The 20480-nt window shown below is 68.4% G+C and carries 20 protein-coding genes; 11 read left to right on the plus strand and 9 right to left on the minus strand.

All coding sequences use genetic code 11. The features are described 5' to 3' along the window. The first annotated feature begins 553 nt into the window (after nucleotides 1-553). The 7 genes from DBO33_RS33670 to DBO33_RS33700 all read left to right on the plus strand — a co-directional run bounded on the left by DBO33_RS33670 (nucleotide 554) and on the right by DBO33_RS33700 (nucleotide 8261). Entirely contained in the window at nucleotides 554-1000 is a 447-nt protein-coding gene (locus DBO33_RS33670) for a hypothetical protein (RefSeq protein WP_234391182.1), read from the plus strand. Between the two features lie 159 nt (nucleotides 1001-1159). Next, entirely contained in the window at nucleotides 1160-2086 is a 927-nt protein-coding gene (locus DBO33_RS33675; RefSeq protein ID WP_107660817.1) for an N-acetylglucosamine kinase, read from the plus strand. 73 nt (nucleotides 2087-2159) lie between these two features. Next, nucleotides 2160-3689, plus strand: a complete 1530-nt coding sequence (locus DBO33_RS33680; RefSeq protein ID WP_107658643.1) for a sodium:solute symporter — start codon at nucleotides 2160-2162, stop codon at nucleotides 3687-3689. Beyond that, nucleotides 3689-4861 (plus strand): anhydro-N-acetylmuramic acid kinase, encoded by a 1173-nt coding sequence (locus tag DBO33_RS33685; RefSeq protein WP_107658644.1) that lies wholly within the window; start codon nucleotides 3689-3691, stop codon nucleotides 4859-4861. Before DBO33_RS33680 ends, DBO33_RS33685 begins: the two co-directional genes overlap by 1 nt. Beyond that, nucleotides 4848-5723 (plus strand): MurR/RpiR family transcriptional regulator, encoded by an 876-nt coding sequence (locus DBO33_RS33690; RefSeq protein WP_107658645.1) that lies wholly within the window; start codon nucleotides 4848-4850, stop codon nucleotides 5721-5723. Before DBO33_RS33685 ends, DBO33_RS33690 begins: the two co-directional genes overlap by 14 nt. Before the next feature lie 106 nt (nucleotides 5724-5829). Further along, nucleotides 5830-6732: an N-acetylmuramic acid 6-phosphate etherase gene (gene murQ, locus DBO33_RS33695; RefSeq protein WP_107658646.1), complete on the plus strand. Its 903-nt coding sequence runs from the start codon at nucleotides 5830-5832 to the stop codon at nucleotides 6730-6732. 23 nt (nucleotides 6733-6755) lie between these two features. Next, nucleotides 6756-8261 (plus strand): alpha/beta fold hydrolase, encoded by a 1506-nt coding sequence (locus DBO33_RS33700; RefSeq protein WP_107658647.1) that lies wholly within the window; start codon nucleotides 6756-6758, stop codon nucleotides 8259-8261. A 22-nt stretch (nucleotides 8262-8283) separates the two neighbouring features. Here the strand turns inward: DBO33_RS33700 and DBO33_RS33705 are convergent, their stop codons facing one another. From DBO33_RS33705 to DBO33_RS33720, 4 genes are all read right to left on the minus strand, one after another. Beyond that, nucleotides 8284-9159, minus strand: coding sequence for an alpha/beta fold hydrolase (locus DBO33_RS33705; protein WP_107658648.1), 876 nt, complete (start codon nucleotides 9157-9159; stop codon nucleotides 8284-8286). Between the two features lie 109 nt (nucleotides 9160-9268). Continuing rightward, nucleotides 9269-10237 (minus strand): non-homologous end-joining DNA ligase, encoded by a 969-nt coding sequence (gene ligD / locus DBO33_RS33710; protein WP_107658649.1) that lies wholly within the window; start codon nucleotides 10235-10237, stop codon nucleotides 9269-9271. A gap of 31 nt (nucleotides 10238-10268) precedes the next feature. Beyond that, nucleotides 10269-10874 carry a M23 family metallopeptidase gene (locus DBO33_RS33715; RefSeq protein ID WP_234391183.1) on the minus strand — a complete coding sequence of 202 codons (606 nt, stop codon included), beginning with the start codon at nucleotides 10872-10874 and terminating at the stop codon, nucleotides 10269-10271. A gap of 64 nt (nucleotides 10875-10938) precedes the next feature. Continuing rightward, entirely contained in the window at nucleotides 10939-12120 is a 1182-nt protein-coding gene (locus DBO33_RS33720) for a cytochrome P450 (RefSeq protein ID WP_107660819.1), read from the minus strand. 94 nt (nucleotides 12121-12214) lie between these two features. Here DBO33_RS33720 and DBO33_RS33725 point away from each other — a divergent pair, with 94 nt between their 5' ends. After that, nucleotides 12215-13024, plus strand: a complete 810-nt coding sequence (locus DBO33_RS33725; RefSeq protein WP_107658650.1) for an SAM-dependent methyltransferase — start codon at nucleotides 12215-12217, stop codon at nucleotides 13022-13024. Here DBO33_RS33725 and DBO33_RS33730 read toward each other — a convergent pair whose 3' ends face one another. From DBO33_RS33730 to DBO33_RS33750, 5 genes are all read right to left on the minus strand, one after another. Continuing rightward, nucleotides 13025-14254 (minus strand): fatty acid desaturase family protein, encoded by a 1230-nt coding sequence (locus DBO33_RS33730; protein WP_107658651.1) that lies wholly within the window; start codon nucleotides 14252-14254, stop codon nucleotides 13025-13027. It lies immediately after the preceding gene. Nucleotides 14255-14377: 123 nt separating this feature from the next. Beyond that, entirely contained in the window at nucleotides 14378-14725 is a 348-nt protein-coding gene (locus tag DBO33_RS33735; RefSeq protein ID WP_107658652.1) for a hypothetical protein, read from the minus strand. A 35-nt stretch (nucleotides 14726-14760) separates the two neighbouring features. Further along, entirely contained in the window at nucleotides 14761-15252 is a 492-nt protein-coding gene (locus DBO33_RS33740; protein ID WP_107658653.1) for a hypothetical protein, read from the minus strand. Next, nucleotides 15249-16610: a hypothetical protein gene (locus DBO33_RS33745; RefSeq protein ID WP_107658654.1), complete on the minus strand. Its 1362-nt coding sequence runs from the start codon at nucleotides 16608-16610 to the stop codon at nucleotides 15249-15251. The genes DBO33_RS33740 and DBO33_RS33745 overlap by 4 nt, the downstream gene beginning before the upstream one ends. Continuing rightward, on the minus strand, nucleotides 16607-16903 hold the full coding sequence (locus tag DBO33_RS33750; protein ID WP_159080657.1) for a hypothetical protein: 297 nt from the start codon (nucleotides 16901-16903) through the stop codon (nucleotides 16607-16609). Before DBO33_RS33750 ends, DBO33_RS33745 begins: the two co-directional genes overlap by 4 nt. A 168-nt stretch (nucleotides 16904-17071) precedes the next feature. Between DBO33_RS33750 and DBO33_RS33755 the strand changes: the two genes are divergently transcribed. The 3 genes from DBO33_RS33755 to DBO33_RS33765 all read left to right on the plus strand — a co-directional run bounded on the left by DBO33_RS33755 (nucleotide 17072) and on the right by DBO33_RS33765 (nucleotide 20476). Further along, entirely contained in the window at nucleotides 17072-17992 is a 921-nt protein-coding gene (locus DBO33_RS33755; RefSeq protein WP_234391184.1) for an aldose 1-epimerase family protein, read from the plus strand. A 110-nt stretch (nucleotides 17993-18102) separates the two neighbouring features. Beyond that, nucleotides 18103-19245 carry a metallophosphoesterase gene (locus DBO33_RS33760; protein WP_107660821.1) on the plus strand — a complete coding sequence of 381 codons (1143 nt, stop codon included), beginning with the start codon at nucleotides 18103-18105 and terminating at the stop codon, nucleotides 19243-19245. Nucleotides 19246-19381: 136 nt separating this feature from the next. After that, nucleotides 19382-20476 (plus strand): BMP family lipoprotein, encoded by a 1095-nt coding sequence (locus tag DBO33_RS33765; RefSeq protein WP_107658656.1) that lies wholly within the window; start codon nucleotides 19382-19384, stop codon nucleotides 20474-20476. Nucleotides 20477-20480 lie beyond the last annotated feature (4 nt).

Genomic DNA, 20480 nt, shown 5'->3' on the forward strand with positions numbered 1-20480 from the left:
CCAGCGCGGGCCGAGATGAGCTGCCGTGAATGTCCTCGGACAGTAGCGATTCCGGCGAGCGCTGTCAGGAGATCGACATCTCCCGGCGATTCGGGCCGGGCTGCCACCCGACTCGTCGACCACCCGGTCCTGCGGATACCGGGAGACTCAGCCGCTGCACCGGTTTCCAGCGTTCCCGCAGCAACTCACGAAAACACCGCTCCCGATTCCGCTTTCGCTCAGCAGGTCTGCGCCGACCGCACCCATACCGCCGTGCAGGGCACCAGCGGCGCGCACCACGCGCCCTAATCGATTCGGCAGCCAGCAAATTCGCCGGATTTCGTTGCGCGGAATTCGCGGAATCGATCACTCTACGCAGGTCGCGAAGCGAGAATAGAGGTGGCCTGATCCGGCTTCACGGGACGTATCGGCCGTCGTGGCCGAGAAGAACATGTGGGGAAACACGATGAAAGTCAAAGGATTTGCCACCGCCCTTCTCGCAGTAGGGGCCACCGGAATCACTGCGGGAATTGTCAACGCTCAACCATTAGCGCAACCATCGGCCCAGGTCAGCGTGTCCAGTGTCGAACGTGGCATCGGATACACGACGGCCACCGACGGCACGGGGGTGATCACCACCGTCGATGCCGGCGCCTTCGCGTTGACCAGGGATGCCGCCGCGGTCACCCTGACCGACCACGCGGGCAACGTCGTCGTCACGTTACCGACGTCCTTCACCGCGGACGGTCGCACCATCGCCGTGCGACCACAGATCAGTGACACCGGACGCACCTTGACGCTGACACCGGTCGGCGCCCCGGAAACCAGTGCCCACCTGGCACAACTCGTCGATCAGCAAGACGACACCATCGCCCGCAAGCAGTACAACGCGGGCATCGGCGCCCTCATCGGCGCGGGCATCGGCGCGGTGATCGGCTTCTTCCTCGGCGGCGTCGGCGCCCTGGTGACGATCCCCATCGGCGCGGGCATCGGCGCCCTGATCGGTTATTCCACACCATAATTCGCTGACCTCGGCGGACGCGTATGCCGCACGGTCGTGCGCGTCCGCCGGTCGCAACACCGGCTCCGGTCCCGGTGCGCCTCGCCATGGCCCGAGCCACGCTGCGCCTGACCTCAACTGGGCGCCACAAAAACGCGTGATCGCGCGAGGATGGTCGGCATGACCGACCACGTGCTCGCCATCGACCTCGGCAAAACGGGCTGCCGGGGATCCCTGCGGCTCAACGGACGCGAGACGCACACCGCCGAGGGGCCCGGCTCCCCCGGCCTGGCCAACGCGGGCGGCGTCGCGGCTGCGGAGCAGGCGATCCGCGCCGTGCTCGATCGGATCGCGCTCAGCGGGAACACTTTCACCTTGTCCGTCGGCGCCGCCGGTGCCGCCGCCGCTCCGGACGCCGCCGCACTGCTCGCACGTCAACTGGCCGAGCTGCCCGGCGCGCAAGCGGTCGCCGTCACCTCCGACGCCGTGACCGCGCACGCCGGGGCACTCGGTGGCGCGCCGGGCGTCGTCCTGACCGCCGGGACGGGCGCGGTGGCCACCGCGGTCGACGCCGCAGGACGCTTCACCAGGACCGACGGCTGGGGCCCACTGCTCGGCGACGAGGGCGGTGGCGCGTGGATCGGCACCGAGGGCTTGCGGGCCGCACTGCGCGCGCACGACGGACGCGCGGCACCCACCGAACTCGCCGCGAAGGCCGCCGAGCACTACGGCGTCACCCTCGCCGAGTTGCCCAAACACCTTGGACAGCACGAAAATCCGGCGCTGCTGGCGGCGCGCTTCGCCCCCGTCGTCGCCGCGGCCGCCGCCACGGACGACACCGCGGCCGCCATCATGACCGCGGCCGGACACGCGCTCGCCCGCACCGTCCTGGCCACCGTCGAACGATCCGGCATGCGGCCGCCGGTGCCCTACGCGATCACCGGCGGGCTGGCCAACCTCGGCGCGGCCCTGCTCGACCCGCTCGACGCGGCGATAACGCAGGTGATCGAGCGCCGACCCGCCCACGGCGGATCGATCGACGGTGCGGCGCTGCTCGCCATCGACACGACAACAGCCCTGGAAGCATTGGTGGTACGAATCACGTGACACTCATTGACAGAACATGCACATGCCCTGACACTTACTTGCATTCCGCTCGCCGCGTTACCGAGGAGCTGCGATGAACGCACTCAACGTCGCCGTCATCGTCGTCTACCTCATCGTCATCGCCTGGATCGGCCTGCGCCTGTCCGGCAAGCAGAAGTCCAGCAGCGACTACTTCGTCGGCGAAGGCAAGATGCCGTGGTGGACGGTCTGCTTCTCCGTGGTGGCGACCGAGACCAGCGTGCTCACCGTCATCTCGATTCCCGGCGGCGCCTACACCGACCAGGCGTTCGGCAACGTCGAACTGGCCATCGGATACATCATCGGCCGCACGATCGTGGCGACCGCCCTGATCCCGCTGTACAAGCGCGGCGGGTTCGTCAGCGCCTATCAGTATCTGGAGCTGCGTTTCGGCCGCTACCTGCAGGGTGTCGCGTCGGTGACCTTCGTCTTCACCCGGCTGCTCGCCGAGGGCGTGCGCCTGTTCGCCTCCGCCATCCCGATCAAGCTGCTGCTCAGCGAGTTCGGCCTCGACCTCGGGTACGACGTCATCATCATCGTGCTGACCCTGGTCACGGTCGTGTACACCTACCTCGGCGGCATCAAGGCGGTCATCTGGACCGACGCGCTGCAGATGGGTCTGTACCTGTCCGGCGCGATCATCGCGATCTGCGTGCTCACCGGGCACGTCGGCGCGGCGGGGTGGTCGGACGCGCTGGACAACGGCAAGTTCCGCATCTTCGACACCGACTTCGGCCTGGCGCACATTCTGACCAACACCTTCGCCATGCCGACCGCGATCATCGGTGGCGCCATCTTCGCGATGGCCTCGCACGGCTCCGATCAGCTGATCGTGCAGCGCATCCTGGCCACCCGTTCGCTGCGCGACAGCCAGAAGGCGATGATCGGCTCCGGCATCTTCGTCGCCATCCAGTTCGCCGCGTTCTCGCTGGTCGGCGCGCTGCTGTGGTCGTACAACGAAGGCAAGTCGCCCAAGGAACTCGGCCTCGCCACCGCCGACAACCTGTACCCGAACTTCATCCTGCACGGGCTGCCGGTGGTGATCTCCGGCCTGCTGGTCGCGGGCATCCTGGGCGCCGCCATGGGCTCGCTGTCCGCGGCGCTGAATTCGATGGCGAACTCGACCGTCGCCGACATCATCCGCAGCTTCTCCACCCGCGAGATCTCCGATCAGTCGCTGCTCGAGCTCGCGCGCTACATGACGCTCGTCTGGGCGGTGCTGATGGCGTTGTGCGCCATGGGCTTCAGCGCGACCACCGGCAACGTCTACCTCACCGCGCTGACCATTGCCGGATACACCTACGGCGCGCTGCTCGGCGCCTTCCTGCTCGGACGATTGGTCAAGCGCGCCAACCAGTTCGACGCGGTGCTCGCCTTCGTGGTCACGGTGATCGTGATGACGTTCATCGTGCGGGTGGTCAAGATCGACGTCACCGTCGCGGGCAAGGTGGTCCAGAAGGGCATCGCGGCGCAGTGGCTGGTGCCGATCGGCGTGCTGGTCACGCTGTTCGTCGGCGGGGTCGCGAGCCGCTTCCATCCGGCGCAGGCGCCCAAGCCGCCGGAACCGGTCGAGGCGGTGGCCTAGTGCGCGGCATCGGCCTGATGTCGGGGACCTCGCACGACGCGATCGATGCGGTGGGCGCGGATATTCAGCTGCGGGACAGCACTATTCACGTCGAGGTGCTGGGGCTGCTGAGTCGCCCCTACTCCGACGGTCTGCGCGCCGAACTCATCGGCGCGCTGCCGCCGGGCACGATCGACATGGCCACGGTGTGCCGGCTCGATACCGCGATCGGGCAGGAGTTCGCCGCCACCGCAGCCGAGGCAGTACACGAGTTATGCGATGGCACAGCGGATCTCGTCGCGTCACATGGCCAGACGGTGTACCACTGGGTGGCCGACGGACGGACCTGCGGCACACTGCAACTCGGCCAGCCGGCCTGGATCGCCGAACAGACCGGGCTGCCCGTCGTCAGCGACTTCCGCTCGCGCGACATCGCCGCGGGCGGCCAGGGCGCGCCGCTGGTCGCACTCTTCGACCTGTTGTGGCTCGTAGGCCGGCCCGGGCGTTCGGCCGCGCTCAATATCGGCGGCATCGCCAACGCGACCGTCACGGGTGACACCCCCGTCGCCTTCGACACCGGTCCAGGCAACACGCTGATCGACGCGGCCGTCGAACTGGCCACCGACGGCACCGAACACATCGATCGAGACGGCCACCGCGCGGCCCGTGGCCGGATCGATGAGCGATTGCTGAAAACCCTGCTGGCCGACAGCTACTACCGGGCAACGCCGCCGAAGACGACCGGCAAGGAGCTGTTCAACCGGGCCTATCTCGAGCGGGTGTTGCGCGATCATCCCCTGCCTGCCGACGATATCGTCGCCTCCGTGACCGCGCTGACCGCACAGACCATCGCCGACGCACTGGCACCTTTCGCACCCGACGAAGTCATCGCCTCGGGCGGCGGCACCCGAAATCCGGCCCTGCTGAGCATGCTCGGCGAACGGCTGGGTAACTCCACCCTGTGCACCTCCGACGAGCTCGGTCTGCCGTCCGCCGCCAAAGAAGCCGCCGCCTTCGCCGTGCTCGGGTTCCTCACCGTGCACGGACTCGCCGGCACCGACGCGGTCTGCACCGGCGCGACGCGGGCGCGGGTGCTCGGTTCGATCACGCCAGGTGCCACCCCGCTGACACTGCCCGAATCACCCGGTGCGGCACCGCGACAGCTCAGGTTGGAGAACCATGAACGAGGGTGACGACGTCCGCACACGCCTGCTCGGGGCGATCCCCCGGCTGACCCCGACCGGGCTGCGGGTGGCCCAGGTGATTCGCGACGACCCCGCCGCCGCAGCACAATTGACCGTGAGCGAGCTCGCCGAGCGCGCCTCGACCAGCACGTCCGCGGTCGTCCGGCTGTCCAAAGCCCTTGGCTACGAAGGCTATCCGCAACTGCGCCTGGCGCTGGCCGCGACCAGCAAGGACGATGGCTCACCGGTGTTCGCCACCGACATCGACGCCGACGACCCACTGGCGAAGGTGCTGCACAAACTCACCGCCTTCGAGACCGAGGGCATGGTGGCCACCGCCGACCTCGCCGATCCGTCGACCATGGCGGCGGTCGTCGACGCCCTGGTGCGCGCGCGGCGGGTGGAGCTCATCGGCATCGGCGCCTCCGGGCTGGTCGCGATGGATATGGCGCAGAAGCTGACCCGGATCGGCATGTGGTGCGTCGCTTGCACTTCCGAAGACGACGCCCTCGTGCAGGCCAGCCTGCTCGAAGCCGACGACGTGATCATCGCCTTCTCCCACTCCGGCGAGACCGCCGCCATCATCGACGCCGTCGATCGCGCCGCCGGCCGGCGCACGACGACGGTCGCTGTGACGTCGGGCGCACAGTCCAGGCTGGCTCGGGCGGCCGCGCACACGGTGCTCGTCGCCGGGCGCGAGGACGGCTTCCGGTCCGCCGCGATGGCGAGCCGGATGAGCCAGCTCCTCATCGTCGACGCGCTCTACATCGGCGTCCTGCAGCGCACGCCGTCGGCCGCGGTGGCACTGCGCCGGACCTATGACGCGGTAGCGGATCGCCGGATCTCGCGCACGGTGCGGAAGGCGCCGTGAGGGAGCCCAGCACGCTGATCGCTGATGCAGCCCCACAAATAGTCGCGACTCGGTCGGGACCACACCACTCGTTCGACGTAGTTCGCGCATAGACATAGGAGGCGATATGAGCGATATCAGCACACTGAGTACCGAGGAAGCCAATCCGCGGACCGCCGCACTCGACTCCATGACTGTGGACGAGTTGTTGCGCACCATGAATTCCGAGGATGAGGTGGTGGCTTCCGCGGTGGCCCAGGCGATTCCGGAGATCGCCCGGGCGGTCGAGCTGATCGTCGCGGCCCGCAGGACCGGCGGCAGGCTGATTTATGTCGGCGCGGGAACCAGCGGCAGGCTCGGGGTGCTGGACGCGGTCGAGTGCCCGCCGACCTTCGGCACCGCCCCCGACGAGGTCATCGGCATAATCGCCGGTGGCGCAGCGGCATTCGCGCACGCGGTGGAGGGCGCCGAGGACGACCCCGCGCTCGCCGTCGCGGATCTCGCCGATATCGACGTGACCGCCGACGACGTGATCGTGGCGCTGGCGGCCAGCGGCCGGACCCCGTACGCGATCGGTGCCCTGCAGCACGGCCGATCGATCGGCGCCGCCACCGTCGGCGTCTCCTGCAATCGCCATGCCGAGTTGAGCGAGCACGCCGACGTGGGCATCGAAATCGAAACGGGCCCCGAGGTATTGACCGGATCCACCCGTTTGAAGGCGGGCACCGCCCAGAAGATGGTGTGCAACATGCTCACCACCGCCACCATGGTGCAGTCGGGCAAAGTCTACGGCAACCGCATGGTCGACGTGAAGCCGACCAACGCCAAGCTCGTCGACCGGGCCCGCCGCATCATCGAGGACGCCACCGGCGTCGACCCGGTCACCGCCGCCGCCCTGCTGGACGCCGCCGACGGACACCCGAAAACCGCGATCGTCATGCAACTGGCCGGCGTCGACGTGGCCGCGGCCCGCAGGCTGCTCGCGGGTGCCGACGGGTTCGTGCGCACCGCCGTCGGCAGCGCCGGGTAGGCGGGGTGTACCCGCGAAGGGGTATGTCGACTGCAGCACGCCTGGCCCTGTGCGTAACAGCCGTCCTCGCAGTCTGCGTCGGCTGCGGGACCGACGACGCGCCGGACAAGTCCGCGACCGAGGATCGGCAGCCGATCGGGTGGGGTGCCTGTCCACCGGGTTCCAGCTCCGCCGTTCAGTGCGCGAGCATCGATGTACCGCTGGACTGGAACAACCCGGGCGGGGCGAAGATTCAGGTCGGAGTCAATCGACTACCCGCGACCGATCCGGCGCAGAAGATCGGGGACCTGGTCGTCAATCCCGGCGGTCCCGGCGGCGCGGGGACGCAGTTCGTCGCCCTCGAAGGCGCCGAGCCGGGTCTGTTCCCCGGCGGACTGCGCCAGCGTTTCGATCTGATCGGATTCGATCCGCGCGGTGTCGGCGCCAGCCGGCCATCTATCCAGTGCGACGCCGATCTGGCCAACCGGTTGCCCCGCCAATTCCCGCGCGGGCAGCAGGAATTCGACGAGATGGTCGCGGCGAACCGCACGTTCGGCGACACCTGCCGTCGCCGGACCGGTGATCTGCTCGACCATCTGGACACGGTGAGCGTCGCCCGCGATCTCGAGGTGCTGCGCCGACGCCTCGGTGGCGCGCCGCTGACCTACCTCGGCCTGTCCTACGGCACCGAGATCGGCGCGGAGTACGCCCGCCTGTTCCCCGACAAGAGCCGCGCCCTGGCGCTGGACGGCGCGCTCGTGCACTCCCAGCCGACGAGCACCATGAGCTTCTACGAATCCGTCGCGCTCGAGGACAGCTGGAATCGCTTCGCGGCCTGGTGCCGAGCCGCGGCCGAATGCGCGGTGCGCGAACCGGATCCGTCGCAGGTCCTGGACGACCTGGTCACCAAGGCGGAGCAGCACCCGCTGCCCGCGCCGACCTGCCAGAGCACGGGCAAGTGCCGCAGCGAGGTCAGCACCGACGACCTGCTGACCAATCTTCAGGGCAGGCTGCTGTCCCGGGATCCCATCCCGAATATCGGCGACGAAGGCTGGCCCGGCCTGTCCGCCCGGCTGGACCAGGCGCGCAACGGTGACGCGAGCGGCTTCGCCTCGGCCGCGTTCACGGCCGAGAGCAACCACGCCGATCTGGGCGTCGGCTGCGCGGACTTCCGGCCCGACTTCGACAGTTACGCCGCACTGAAAGCCCAGCAGACCCTGCTCGCCACCATCGCACCGCACACCCGTGGCGTCAGCCAGTCCTACCGGTATCTCGCGCGGTGCCAGGGCTGGCCTGCCCGAGCCAATCCCGCGCGGGAAACCATCGCCGAACCCACCATCGCGGCCCTGATCGTCAACGCCACCCACGACCCGTCGACCTCCTACGGCTGGGCACAGCTGATGCTGACCCAGATCCGCGGTTCCGTCCTGCTGACCCGCGACGGCGACGGGCACACGTCCTTCATGAGTCCCGGTCGCACCAGGGACGCCATCGTCGGCTACCTCATCGACGCCACCCCGCCCGCCGCGGGTCTCGTGCTGCCCGACTGAGAACTGCTGGGCAGCAAGGCCGTCAGTCCTTCGGCCAGTGCCGGTCCAGGAAGTCGGCGATGAGCGGGGCGATGTCGGGGAGCTTGTCCTCGAGGGCGAAGTGGCCGGTGTCGAAGATGTGCAGTTCGGCGTCGGGGAGGTCGTGCAGGTAGGCGTGCGCACCCGGCTCGGGGAAGAAGGGGTCGTTGCGGCCCCAGACGATCAGGGCCGGTGGGGTGTGCGTGCGTAGCCATTCTTGCCACTGCGGGTACTGCTCGACGTTGCTGTGGTAGTCGAAGGCCAACGCCACCTGGGCTGCTTTGCGGCCGGGCAGGTCGAGGAAGTGCTGGTCGAGAGTCCAGCCGTCGGGGGCGAGCAGCTCGGGTTCGCCGACGCCGTGCTCGTACTGGCCGCGGGTGCCGGGCAGGGTGAGCAGGTCCAGGATGGCGGGTTCGGCGTCGGGCTGGTCGGGGCGCAAGGCCACGAAGTCGCGCGCGCCGTCGGACAGGCCCTCCTCGTACGCGTTTCCGTTCTGGACGACCAGCCCGGCGACCCATTCGGGGTGCCGGGTCGCGATGCGGAAGCCGACCGGTGCGCCGAAATCGAAGGCGTACAGGAAGAATCGCGTCAGTTCCAGGCGCTCCAGGAACCCTTCGACGATGTCGGCCAGCCGGTCGAAGGAGTAGGTGAAGGAGTCGGGCGCTTCCGTGTGCCCGAAGCCGGGGTAGTCGGGCGCGATGAGCCGATAGCTGCCGCCGAGGGCGTCGATCAGCCGGCGGAACTGGTGCGACGCCGACGGAAATCCGTGCAGGAGCAGCAATACCGGCGCGTCGTCGGGCCCGGCCTGCCGGTAGAACACCCGAACACCGTCGACCTCGACGAACCTGTGCTCGACCCGAGGTAGATCATTAACCGGCATTGCTGCCCTCTTCTCTGCTAGCTCGACATCCCGCGCCGGAGCGCCGGGATTGGTGGAACCATCGAGAGTGGGCAGAACATTCCCGAGGCCGCGCGGAACCGGTTCCGTGTTACTGCTCCGGTTGCGGATTTTCCCGGCGCGCGCGAGCCCGGCGCTTACCCTCGTGCATCGCTTGCACGCGGGCGATGGGAATGGTGTGCCCCTCCTCGATGAGATCGGCGGGCAGCGTTTGGGGTTCGGGCATCTCGTCGGCCCACGGGTCGCGCTCACCGAGTCGGTCCAGTGCGGTGCGGACGGTGAAATCTTGCGGCGTGACGTTGTCGAGATCGGCCCAGCCGACCGGGAACGACACCGTGGTCCCCGGCCGGATCCGCGGGCTGTACGCGGCGACGACGGTCCCGCCGCCCGCTCGGGTGGAGTCGAGGAACACCCGCCCGCCCCGGTCCTCGCGGATGAAGGCGGTGGTGGCGAGGTCCGGATCGAGCCGCTCGGCGCGGGCCGCGACCGCCCGGGTGGCCGCCGCGACGTCCTCGATCGACAGACCGGGCTGCAACGGCACGAAGACGTGCACACCTTTGGCGCCACTGGTTTTCACCGCACCGGCCAGCCCGTCGTCGGCCAGCGCCGCGCGGATCAGCTTCGCGGCCAGCACCGCCTGCCGGAACGGCTGGTCCGGCGACGGATCGAGGTCGAGCACGAGATGGGTCGGGCCCTTGCTGTGCTCGGCGAGCAGCAGCGTCGTGTGGTACTCGACCGCGCGCTGATTGCCGAACCACAGCAGCGTGCGGACGTCGTCGCACAGCGCGTAAGTCACCTCGCGGTGCGAACTCTCGGCCCACACCGTCACCCGATGCAGCCAGTCCGGGGTGTACTTGGGCAGGTTCTTCTGCATGAACGGCTGCTGCCCCGGCCGCACCCGCACCACCGACAGCGGACGGTCGCGCAGCTGTCGCACCAGTCGATCTCCGACGGCCTCGAGGTAGTCCACCAGATCGCGCTTGGTCGCCTCGGCACCGTCGAACAACGGCTTGTCCAGATTGGTCAGCGTCACCCCGGCGCGGACCTCTTCACTGCCCATCGGCTCACCTTGCCCGCCGCGGACAGCGCGGTCAACCCGCCTGCACCGCGTGCCGCACCTCGGCGAGCGCATCGACGACAGTCCGGTTCTCCCCCTGCGTGTTCTGCCCGAGTTGCGCCCACCCCCGGCCGTCCGGACCGCACAGTTGCGTCCACACCTCGCGGGTCCGATCGAGCAGTTCACGCTGTTCGGCCTCGCCGAGCCCCCACAGGAAATCCTTCGGGTAGGCAGCGCCGCGCAGCCACGCCAGCGGGTCGATCTTGGCACCGGGGTCGTACCCGTGCGGCATGACACTCAGATGCAGGTGCGGGCCGGTGGACCCGCCGTTGCTGCCGACGTAGGCGATCAGCTGCCCCGCTTCGACGCGGTCACCGACCGAAAGTCCGGTCGCGCCCGCGTCCCACATGTGTCCGTATTCGCTCACCCCACCACCGTCGGCGCTCGGGTGGTCGATCACGATCCACTCGCCGTACCCCCCGGCGGCGCCGAGGAACAAGACGGTGCCGCCGGCACACGCGTAGATCGGCGTCCCGTCGGGCGCCGGGAAATCCTGCCCGGCATGGAAACCGCCCTCGCGGGGGCCGAACGGTGAGCCGATCGTGAGTGCTGCTCGAGTCATGGGCCAGTAACGGGTCATGGGTGCCCTCCTCTCCGCTCCGAATATCGGGGAGCGGGTGGGAGAACGTGCCCGCCCGGTCCGCTCAGCGGGCCGTGACGGTGGTGGGCAGGGCGGCGAAGCCGCGGTTGTTCGAGGCGTGGATGCGGCGCACGCCCGCGGGGTCGATGTCGTAGTCGGCGACCTTGCCGACGATCTCCTGCAGCGCGACCCGCAGTTCCAGCTGCGCCAGGTTGGCGCCGAGGCAGTGGTGCCGGCCGCTGCCGAACGCCAGCGACGCACCGGCGTCCCGGTCCAGGTCGAAGGTGTCGGGGTCGGTGAAGACCGCGGGGTCGCGATTGGCGGAGCCCAGGAGCAGCAGCATGCGCGCGCCGGCCGGAATCGACACCCCGTGCAGCTCGAACGGCTCGGTGGCGGTGCGCAGCGTGGTCTGGGTCGAGGGTTCGTAGCGCATGGATTCGGCGATCCAGGCGTCGATCCGCCCGTCGAAGGCCTTGCGGCGCTGCTCGGGATGCTGCCACGCGGTGTGCCAGAGGTTGCCGAGGGTGAGCATCGTGGTTTCGATGCCCGCGCCGACGAGCAGGATCAGCACGCTGACGATCTCCTCTGGCGTGAGCCGATCGTCCCCGTCGGCCGCGTCGAGCAGCCCGGACAGCAGGTCGTCGCGGCGGTCCTGGCTCCGTGCGATGGTCAGCTCGGTGTAGTAGCCGATGAGGGCGCCGATCGCCTGGATGGCCTCGGGCCGCAGATCGGTGGACTGCTCGTCGTTGTACATGATCTCCATGCCGAGTTTGCGGAGCATCTCGCGGTCCTGCTCGGGCACGCCGACCAGTTCGGCGACCACCTCGGTCGGGAAGGGACCCGCGAAATCGGCCATCATGTCGAAGCTGCCGCGCTCGAGCAGGGGCGCCAGCAGCCCGCTGGCGATCTCGCGTAACCGGGTCTCCAACCCCTGCACCCGGTGCTGGGTGAAGGCCCGCGCGACCAGCCCGCGCAGCCTGGTGTGCCTAGGCGGGTCCATCGCGACGAAGGAGAACATCTGCTCGGCCTGCGGGCCCCAGAACGCCGGTTCCATCCGGATGGCGCCGTTCGCGCTGGAGAATCGGTCCGAATCACGCAGTGCGGCAAGGACATCCGCATACCGGGAGAGCGCCCAGAAGTCGTCGGTCTCGTTCCGGTAGACCGGCGCCTCGGTCCGCAGCCGCGCGTAGTACGGGTACGGGTCGCGGTGCACGTCGAAGTCGTATGGGCTGTACTGCAGTGGCATGATGAAGCCTTCCGGACGGCGCGACGGCACCATCGCTACCGGTTCGCAACTCGAACTGACATGATGACAATAGTCGAGATGAATTGAGGGCGTTGTGAACTCGGAACCCCCCGCCTCGCGGATCGACGTATCCAAGCCGCATCCGGCGCGCCGCTACGATTATTGGCTCGGCGGCAAGGACAACTTCCCCGCCGACCGGGAATCGGCCGATATGGTGGCCGAGGCCTTCCCCACCGTGCGCCTGGCCGCCCTGGAGAATCGCGCCTTTCTGCGGCGCGTGGTGGCCTACCTGGCCGACGCGGGGGTCCGGCAGTTCCTCGATATCGGGGCCGGCCTGCCCACCGCGGGCAATGTGCACGAGATCGCGCAGGATATCGCCCCCGAGTCCCGCGTCGTCTACGTCGACAACGACCCGATCGTGCTGGTGCACGCCCGCGCGCTGCTCAACAGCTCGCCCGAGGGCGCGACCGCCTACCTCGACGCGGACATCCGCGAGCCCGACCGCATCCTCGCCCACCCCGACCTGGCCCGGGTCCTCGACCTGGAGCAGCCGGTGGCGCTGATGCTGGTGGCCATCATGCACTTCATCACCGACGACGACGGCCCCTACGAGCTGGTTCGCAAGCTGTGCGACGCGCTGCCCTCGGGCAGCTACCTGGTGATGACCCATGCCACCAGCGACCACCTCACCGCCGAAGAACTCGCCGAGTCGAACGCCGCCAACCTGCGCAGCGGGGTGCCGTTCCGCTTACGCAGCACCGAGGAGTTCACCCGTTTCTTCACCGACTTGGAGCTCGTTCCGCCGGGCATCGGCTCGGTGATGACGTGGCGGCCGGGCGAGTGGCGCCCGCACCCGCGGCCGGAGGCGGTCTCCATGCTCGGCGCGGTGGCCCGCATCCGCTGATCAGCGCGGGTCGGTCAGCCGTGGCTTCGCGGCGTGCCGCAGCGCGGTGCGCAGCCCGCTGCGACCGAACGGCCCGACGGTGTCGGCCGCGTCGAAAGCCTTGACCCCGAAGAATTTTCGTTCCGAGGCGGTTTCCGGGGCATCGTCGGACGTGGCGGTCAGCATGCTGTCCGGCAGGACCAGTTTGTGGATGGTGCGCAGGGTCAGCAGGTACTGGTGCAGCAATGACCCGCTGGTGTAGGGCAGGTCGTACTTGTCGCAGAGCTCCCGTACGCGCAGCGCGATCTCGGCGTACCTGTTGCTCGGCAGGTCGGGGAACAGGTGGTGTTCGATCTGGTAGCAGAGGTTGCCGCTGAGGAAGGCCAGCACCGGACCCGCGTCGAAGTTCGCGGTGCCGAGCATCTGGCGCAGGTACCACTCCCCCTTGGTCTCGTCGGCCACCACGGTGGGCTCGAACTTCTCCGCGCCGTCCGGGAAGTGCCCGCAGAAGATCACCACGTACGCCCACAGATTCCGCAGCACGTTCGCGCTCGCGTCCGCGGCGAGGGTGCGTCGCCAGCGTCGCCCGCTGAGCGCGGGGAACAGCAGATAATCCTTGCCGGCCTGTCTGGCGATCTTGCCGAGGAACGACTTGGTCTGCGCCGCCTTCTGCATCGGGTCCGCCGAGCGGTCACGTTCGGAATACAGGCCGTGCAGCGCGATGCCCCACTCGAAGGTGGCCGCCAGCAACAGGTTTCGCAGCGGTTGCAGCAGATGCCCCGGCTTCCACCGTTCGTCGCGCGTCACCCGCATGACGCCGAATCCGATGTCGTCGTCCATGCCGAGCACGTTCGTGTAGATGTGGTGCCGATAGTTGTGCGAATAGCGCCACTGCGCCGACACCCCGGCCATATCCCACTCCCAGGTGCTGGAGTGGATCTCCGGGTCGTTCATCCAATCCCACTGGCCGTGGCAGACGTTGTGGCCGATCTCCATGTTCTCAATGCTCTTCGCCAGCGCCAGCCCGGCGGTCCCCGCCAGCCACCCGGTGCGGCCACGGCTGAGCCCGATCGTCAGCCGGGACGCGGCGTCGAGCGCCCGCTGGCACGCGATGGTGCGCCGAATGTAGCGCGCGTCGCGGGCGCCACGCCGGCGCTGGATGTCGTGCCGGATCGCGTCGAGCTCGCGGCCGAGCGCCTCGACATCGGCCGCGCTCAGGTGCGCGTAAGCGGCGACCTCGGTTATTGCCATCTTCGCGTCCTCGAGCTAAGTCACAGCGTATGTCTCCAGCGTAGGCTTACCACGCCACAGACGTCCGATTTGCCCGATTTGCCAGCCGGGGACAGGGCAGTGCCGCGACACTACCCCGCCGTCTCACCACCCCGATTCGAAACGACCGTTGCCGGCGAGTTCCTGCTGCCCGCGCCGTTCCGCCTCCAGTCGCGCGGAATTGGCCTCGGCGAAAATCCGGGCGGAACTCACCTGGGGGTCCTCGGCGAGTTCGCGCATCGCCGCCTCGACCTGCGGTTGCATATCGGCCACCGCGGCCGCGTAGGCGGCGAGGATGCGCTCGGCGTTCGGCACGCTGACCGACAGCAGCCGGTTCTCGGCATCGACCTCCACGCGCACGCCGTCGACCTTGCCGACGCCGCGGATCTTGGCCAATTCGTATTGTGCGCGCTGGACTTTCAGGCCCAGCTCTTCGTGCGCAGGATCATGCACGGAAAAACCCTCAATCGATCGAAAACTATGCGCGCTCAGCCGCCGGCCGAGGCTTGGAATATCAGCAGCGGCCGGTCGGGGTGCAGGTATCCGCGCGCTGCGCCATCCCATTCGGCGGACCCGCCGAGCGCGGCGTCGAATTCGGCCCCGGTGACATAGGTTCCGGCCGGGACCGCTTGTCGCAGGCCGTCTTTGAGCGTCGGCGCGGCGACGGGCTCGGCGGGCGCGTACCGGCCCCGCAGCTCCGCCGCGGTCGCCGGCTCCAGTTCCACCACCGCGTCCACCCAATAGATCGTCGGACCCGGGGCGCCGGAAGAATTGTCCCAGCCGATCCAGGAGACCGACACGGGCCGCCCGATGAGCGGAAAGTACTTCATCAGAGATTCCGGGTCGGAGCGGACGGTGTCGGACACCTGGCTGGTCCTTTCCCGCGGGGCGGAGTCGGAGAGCGGCGAGGTGCAGCCGAGCACGGCCAGTGCCGCTGCCACGAGGGCGGTGGCGGCCGAAACTCTGCGGGGTACGGTCATTTCGGGCGGCCGCTACCTGTCTCGCGGTCGTTGTCCGGCATTCGCGCGCCGTCGCCGGAGTAGCGATTGTCGCTGCGATCCTCGCGCCCCGGATTGCGTTGCGGATCGGAGCCGCCGTCCACGGTCGCGCTCGACGGCGGGTGTCCCACCTCCCACGACACCGTCCGGGTGAGGCTGCCGCTCGATTCGAACGGCTTCGCCCAGCCGATCTCGGCGAAGCGCCCGTTCTCGGCATCACTGACGCCGGTGCCCTTGTCGTGCTTGCCCTTGTCGAAGTTGTAGTAGTCCTGGGCCGACACCGTGACGTCCATGACCACCCGATTGCCCTCGACCCGCACGTTCGAATGGCTGTACTGCTGGTAGCCGCCGATGGCCTTCTGCCAGTTCTCGGTCACCGGGTAGTTCGTCCCCGCGTCTTTGCCGACGCTGATCGGCTTGCCGTTCATCTGAAAGTTCTTGTTTCCACTGCGCACGAACTGGTCGGCGGCGGCAGCGGCTCGGCTGATCTCGTAGTCCACCGCCTGCTTGATCGACCTGTCCTCGTTATAACCCTCGGCGTAGTCGAATTTCATCGGCTTGCCGTCGTTGTCCCAGTAGTGGCGGTACAGCGCGGTGGCGTCGTCGAGGTCGGTGAATGCCTCGCCCCCGGCCAGTTTCGCCTGCCACTTCTGCTTGGCCAGCCAGTCGCCGAAACCGCCTTCCTTCGTGTTGTAGAGGAAGGTGTCGTCGTGGTGGACGCCCGGTACCTTCGGCGGACCGATCTCGTAGCGGCCGTCGGGCGAGCGGATCAGGGCCAGCGGGGGTAGCTCGGGCATGGGAGCGCCGGGCGACTTGGTCAGCACCTGCAACCCCTCCACGCCTTTGTTGATGGATCCGGCCGCCTGCTGCTCGTCCTCGGCGAAACTCTTCAGCAAGGTCTGGATCCTGGCCTGGAAACCGATGGCCTGGCTGTCGAGTTTCGCCTGCATGAGGAGTGCGAGCAGCGGGCTGCCGGGATATCTCGGTGCGGTGACCGTACCGTTGTCGGCGACCTTCATGCCCGCGGCGGCCGCCTCGTTGTCCACGATCGTCAGCAGCGAGGTCTTGGTGAGATCCAGTTGCAGGCCGTAGGTCGCGAAGTACTGGGCGATCCGGCCGGCCACCTCGTCGATGTAGTTGGCCGAGAGTTTCTCACCCAGCGCGCGCACCGACGCCCCCGCCGCACCCTCGCCCTTCCAGCCTTTCGCCACCGCGTCCACGTCTCGGCCCATGCCGTCGACCTCACGCACGAAATCGCCGGTGCGCGATGCCAATTGGGTACCGTAGGTGACCATCGTCGACGGCACGCACGCGCGCACGTGACTGATCGTCGTCGTCATTCCTTCGCCTTCGCAGGGCTCGGCGGCATGATCCTGCGGAACTGCTCGACAAAGGCTCGTTCGACGTCGCTGTAGGCCTTCACGCCGGAGTTGGTGACCGACGCCATCTGTTCGATATTGCTCCGCAGTGCGCCATAGGCCGCGAGCGCGGCAGGGCCGACAGCCGCCATCGCCTGCTGAACCGGCGAATCCGGCATCGTTGTCTGCGCGTCGATTTTGATGCCGGCAATGGTTGTCGCACGTCCGGTGAGGGCCTTGCCGAGCCCGCGCAGCGCGTCGAGATCGGCCTGCAAGATATCGCCCATGAGCTCCCCTGTGTGGGTAACCGAGGAACCGCCCCTCGGAAGAAGCGACGGTAACATCGCCTAAAAGCCTTGAAAAGTACCGACTTTCATTGGCTCCCCGGGTTAGCTCGGAGGTGGTAGAGGGCGGCCGGGCGGGTGGCGGTACCGTCCTCACCTATGACTCCGCCACCGTCGGGACAGCAGTTCGCCATCGGCCGGGGCGACCAGCGGGCGGTGATCGTCGAGGTCGGCGGTGGGATCCGGGAGTTCCGGGTGGCCGGGCGTGATGTGCTCGAGCCCTACGATGTGCTGGCGATGGCCGACGGTGGCCGCGGCGCCGCGTTGATTCCGTGGCCGAACCGGTTGGCGGACGGCAGATATCGCTTCGATGGCGTCGACCATCAGCTCGCGCTGTCCGAACCGGCGACGAACACCGCGATTCATGGGCTGCTGCGCTGGCGGCCGTGGCGGGCCTGCGACGCGCAGGAGGACGAGGTCACCATGCGCACCACGTTGCACCCTTGCAAGGGTTATCCGTTCTATCTCGACCTCGCCATCTGCTACGCACTGTGCGACGACGGGCTGACGGTCACCACGACGGCCACCAATCTCGGCGCCACCGCGGCGCCATACGGCTGCGGCCACCATCCATATCTCTCGCCGGGCGAGGGCGGGATCGACACCGCCGTACTGCATTTCGATGCCGCGACCCGGATCGTCACCGACCCCGACCGACAGCTGCCGATCGGCACCGAATCCGTGCGCGGCACACCATTCGACTTCAGCACGCCGAAACCCCTGGGCGCGTTGACCATCGATCACCCGTTCACCGATCTGGCCCGCGACGACGACGGACGGGCCTGGGTCCGGCTGCTCGGCACCGACGGGGCGGTAGCCGAACTCTGGATGGACGACTCCTATCCGGTGCTGCAACTCTTCACCGCCGACACCCTCGCCCCGGCACACCGGCGCACCGGCCTGGCCGCCGAGCCGATGACCTGCCCGCCCGATGCTTTTCACAGCGGCGACGGCGTGATCCGCCTGACACCCGGGGCCACCGTGCAGACCAGGTGGGGCGCGCGACTGACGCGGCCGTAACCGCCCGCGCGGCCGGTGCCGCGGCCGAGCCGGCCCGCGCTGTTATCGTCGATAGTGCCCGCGCCGGGCGAGGGACCGCGCGCAGCACCCGCGCCGACGAGGATGGTCTCTTGAAGTACGTGCCCCGCGTTGCCCTGTTCCTGGCGATTCCCGCCCTGCTGTTCGTGGTCCCGTGGTGGACTCTGGTCGGCGCACCCACCGAGGGCACCGGTCCGCTGTTCTGGCTCGGCTCCGCGGTGTTCCTGCTCGCGTTCGCGTGCCTGCCCGCGGCAATGTTCCTCGGGCACGGGCCCGCACAGTCCGATGCCGCGTCCGTCGTCGGCGACACGTTGCTCGGTGTGGCCTGGGTGGCGTTCAGCTGGTCGGTGATCGGCAACATCGCGGGATTGGTGCTGCCCTTCGCGGGCGTGCACGATCCGGACCGCTCGCGCATCGTCGCGGTGGGCGTACTGGCGGTGGCGACCGCTCTGGTTGTCTGGGGCATCATCGAGGCGCGCCGGGTGCCTCGGGTACGCACGGTCGACGTGGCCATCCCCGGACTGGGACAGGGTTTCGACGGACTGCGCCTGGTGGTCGTCACCGATACGCACTACGCCGCACTGAACCGACTGCGCTGGTCGGAGAAGGTGGTCGACGTCGTCAATGCGCAGCGCCCCGATATCGCTTGTCACGCTGGCGATCTCGCCGACGGCTCGGTCGAGAAGCGGCACCCGCAGGTCGACCCGCTCGGCAAGGTCGACGCACCGCTGGGCCGGTTCTACATCACCGGCAACCACGAGTACTTCGGCGACGCGCAGGGCTGGATCGACCACATGACCTCGATCGGCTGGCAACCGCTGCACAACCAGCACCAGACGGTGACCCGCGGCGGTGACGAGCTGGTCATCGCAGGCATCGACGACCCGACCGGCGTCACCCTGCCCGGGCACGGACCCGACCTGCCCACCGCGCTCGCCGGTGCGGACCCGCGGCTGCCGGTGGTGCTGCTGGCCCATCAGCCCAAGCAGATCACCGCCAGCGCGGCCGCGGGTGTCGCGCTGCAAATCTCCGGCCACACGCACGGCGGCCAGATCTGGCCGTTCCACTACCTGGTCCGCCTCGACCAGCCCGTGGTCGCGGGCCTGAGTCGGCACGGCGCGAACACCCAGCTCTACACCAGCCGGGGCACCGGATTCTGGGGTCCGCAGCTGCGGGTTTTCGCGCCGAGCGAGATCACCGTCCTGGTGCTGCGTCCGGCGCCCGCGCGCGTATAGCGCAACGGCCCCCGGTCAGCGAATGGCCCGGAAACCGAGCCAGGATCGGCTCGGCGGCCTAAACTCCTGCTCCACTGCACTCTCGCGGCACTTCCGCCGAGTTGAGTTGCGGGCTATGGCGTTTCAGGAGGCAAGTATGGGCAGGTGGCTACGCACGCTCACCGCGGCCGGGGTGCTGGTGCTGACCGTCGGGGCATGCGGTACGCCGCCGTCGGAGCAGGGCAAGTCCGGCGAGCCGGGGGCCGAGGACTTCAAAGCGTGCATGGTGTCGGACTCCGGTGGTTTCGACGACAAGTCGTTCAACCAGACCTCCTACAAGGGCATCACCGACGCCGTCGCCGAGCTGGGTATCAGCAAGGCGCAGCTGGAGTCCCGCTCGGACAACGACTATCCGACCAACGTCAACACCATGGTCCGGCAGAAGTGCGGCATCATCGTCACCGTCGGCTTCAAGCTCGGCGACGTGACCTACGCCGCGGCCAAGGACAACCCGGACGTCGATTTCGCGATCGTGGACTACGCCTACACCGACACCCAGAAGAATCCGCCGCTGCCCAACCTGCGCGGCCTGATCTTCAACGCCGCACAGCCGTCGTTCCTGGCCGGCTACCTGGCCGCGGGCATGACCAAGACCAACAAGGTCGGCACCTTCGGCGGGATCAACATCCCCACCGTCGCGATCTTCATGGACGGCTTCGCCGAGGGCGTCGCGTACTACAACCAGCGCAAGGGCAAGCAGGTCCAGCTGCTCGGCTGGGATCCGGCGTCCCAGCAGGGCGTGATCACCAATACCTTCGAGGACAAGAACGTCGGCAAGACCAAGGCCAACGATCTGATCAGCCAGGGCGCCGACATCATTCTCCCGGTGGCCGGTCCGGCCGGTCTCGGCGCGCTCGAAGCCGTGCACTCCTCCGGCGGCAAGGTGAACGCGGTCTGGGTGGACACCGACGGCTGTGTCAGTGCCGCCGAGTACTGCTCCTCGCTGCTGACCAGCGTGCAGAAGTCGATGGATGTAGCGGTGCAGACGGCGGTGTCCGACGCCTATCGCAACAAGTTCGACAACACGCCCTATGTCGGCACGCTGTCGAACAAGGGTGTCAGCCTCGCGCCGTATCACCAGTTCGACGCCACCATCCCGGCCGAGCTGAAGAGCGAAATCGAGGCGCTGACCACCGACATCGCCAGCGGAAAGATCACCCTCGCGTCCAAGGCGCAGCCCGCGGTCAAGTAGGCAC

Origin of the sequence: Nocardia suismassiliense (assembly GCF_900269665.1) — a bacterium.
Taxonomy (GTDB): Bacteria; Actinomycetota; Actinomycetes; order Mycobacteriales; family Mycobacteriaceae; genus Nocardia; species Nocardia suismassiliense.

What these genes read in the sequence shown, in the direction of transcription:
- DBO33_RS33745 (WP_107658654.1), bottom strand. Translation starts at nt 16,610, where the DNA reads ATGACGACGACGATCAGTCACGTGCGCGCGTGCGTGCCGTCGACGATG.
- DBO33_RS33700 (WP_107658647.1), top strand. Translation starts at nt 6,756, where the DNA reads ATGTCGACTGCAGCACGCCTGGCCCTGTGCGTAACAGCCGTCCTCGCA.
- DBO33_RS33690 (WP_107658645.1), top strand. Translation starts at nt 4,848, where the DNA reads ATGAACGAGGGTGACGACGTCCGCACACGCCTGCTCGGGGCGATCCCC.
- DBO33_RS33680 (WP_107658643.1), top strand. Translation starts at nt 2,160, where the DNA reads ATGAACGCACTCAACGTCGCCGTCATCGTCGTCTACCTCATCGTCATC.
- DBO33_RS33740 (WP_107658653.1), bottom strand. Translation starts at nt 15,252, where the DNA reads ATGACCGTACCCCGCAGAGTTTCGGCCGCCACCGCCCTCGTGGCAGCG.
- DBO33_RS33720 (WP_107660819.1), bottom strand. Translation starts at nt 12,120, where the DNA reads ATGCCACTGCAGTACAGCCCATACGACTTCGACGTGCACCGCGACCCG.
- DBO33_RS33715 (WP_234391183.1), bottom strand. Translation starts at nt 10,874, where the DNA reads ATGACCCGTTACTGGCCCATGACTCGAGCAGCACTCACGATCGGCTCA.
- DBO33_RS33675 (WP_107660817.1), top strand. Translation starts at nt 1,160, where the DNA reads ATGACCGACCACGTGCTCGCCATCGACCTCGGCAAAACGGGCTGCCGG.
- DBO33_RS33705 (WP_107658648.1), bottom strand. Translation starts at nt 9,159, where the DNA reads ATGCCGGTTAATGATCTACCTCGGGTCGAGCACAGGTTCGTCGAGGTC.
- DBO33_RS33755 (WP_234391184.1), top strand. Translation starts at nt 17,072, where the DNA reads ATGACTCCGCCACCGTCGGGACAGCAGTTCGCCATCGGCCGGGGCGAC.
- ligD (WP_107658649.1), bottom strand. Translation starts at nt 10,237, where the DNA reads ATGGGCAGTGAAGAGGTCCGCGCCGGGGTGACGCTGACCAATCTGGAC.
- DBO33_RS33765 (WP_107658656.1), top strand. Translation starts at nt 19,382, where the DNA reads ATGGGCAGGTGGCTACGCACGCTCACCGCGGCCGGGGTGCTGGTGCTG.
- murQ (WP_107658646.1), top strand. Translation starts at nt 5,830, where the DNA reads ATGAGCGATATCAGCACACTGAGTACCGAGGAAGCCAATCCGCGGACC.
- DBO33_RS33730 (WP_107658651.1), bottom strand. Translation starts at nt 14,254, where the DNA reads ATGGCAATAACCGAGGTCGCCGCTTACGCGCACCTGAGCGCGGCCGAT.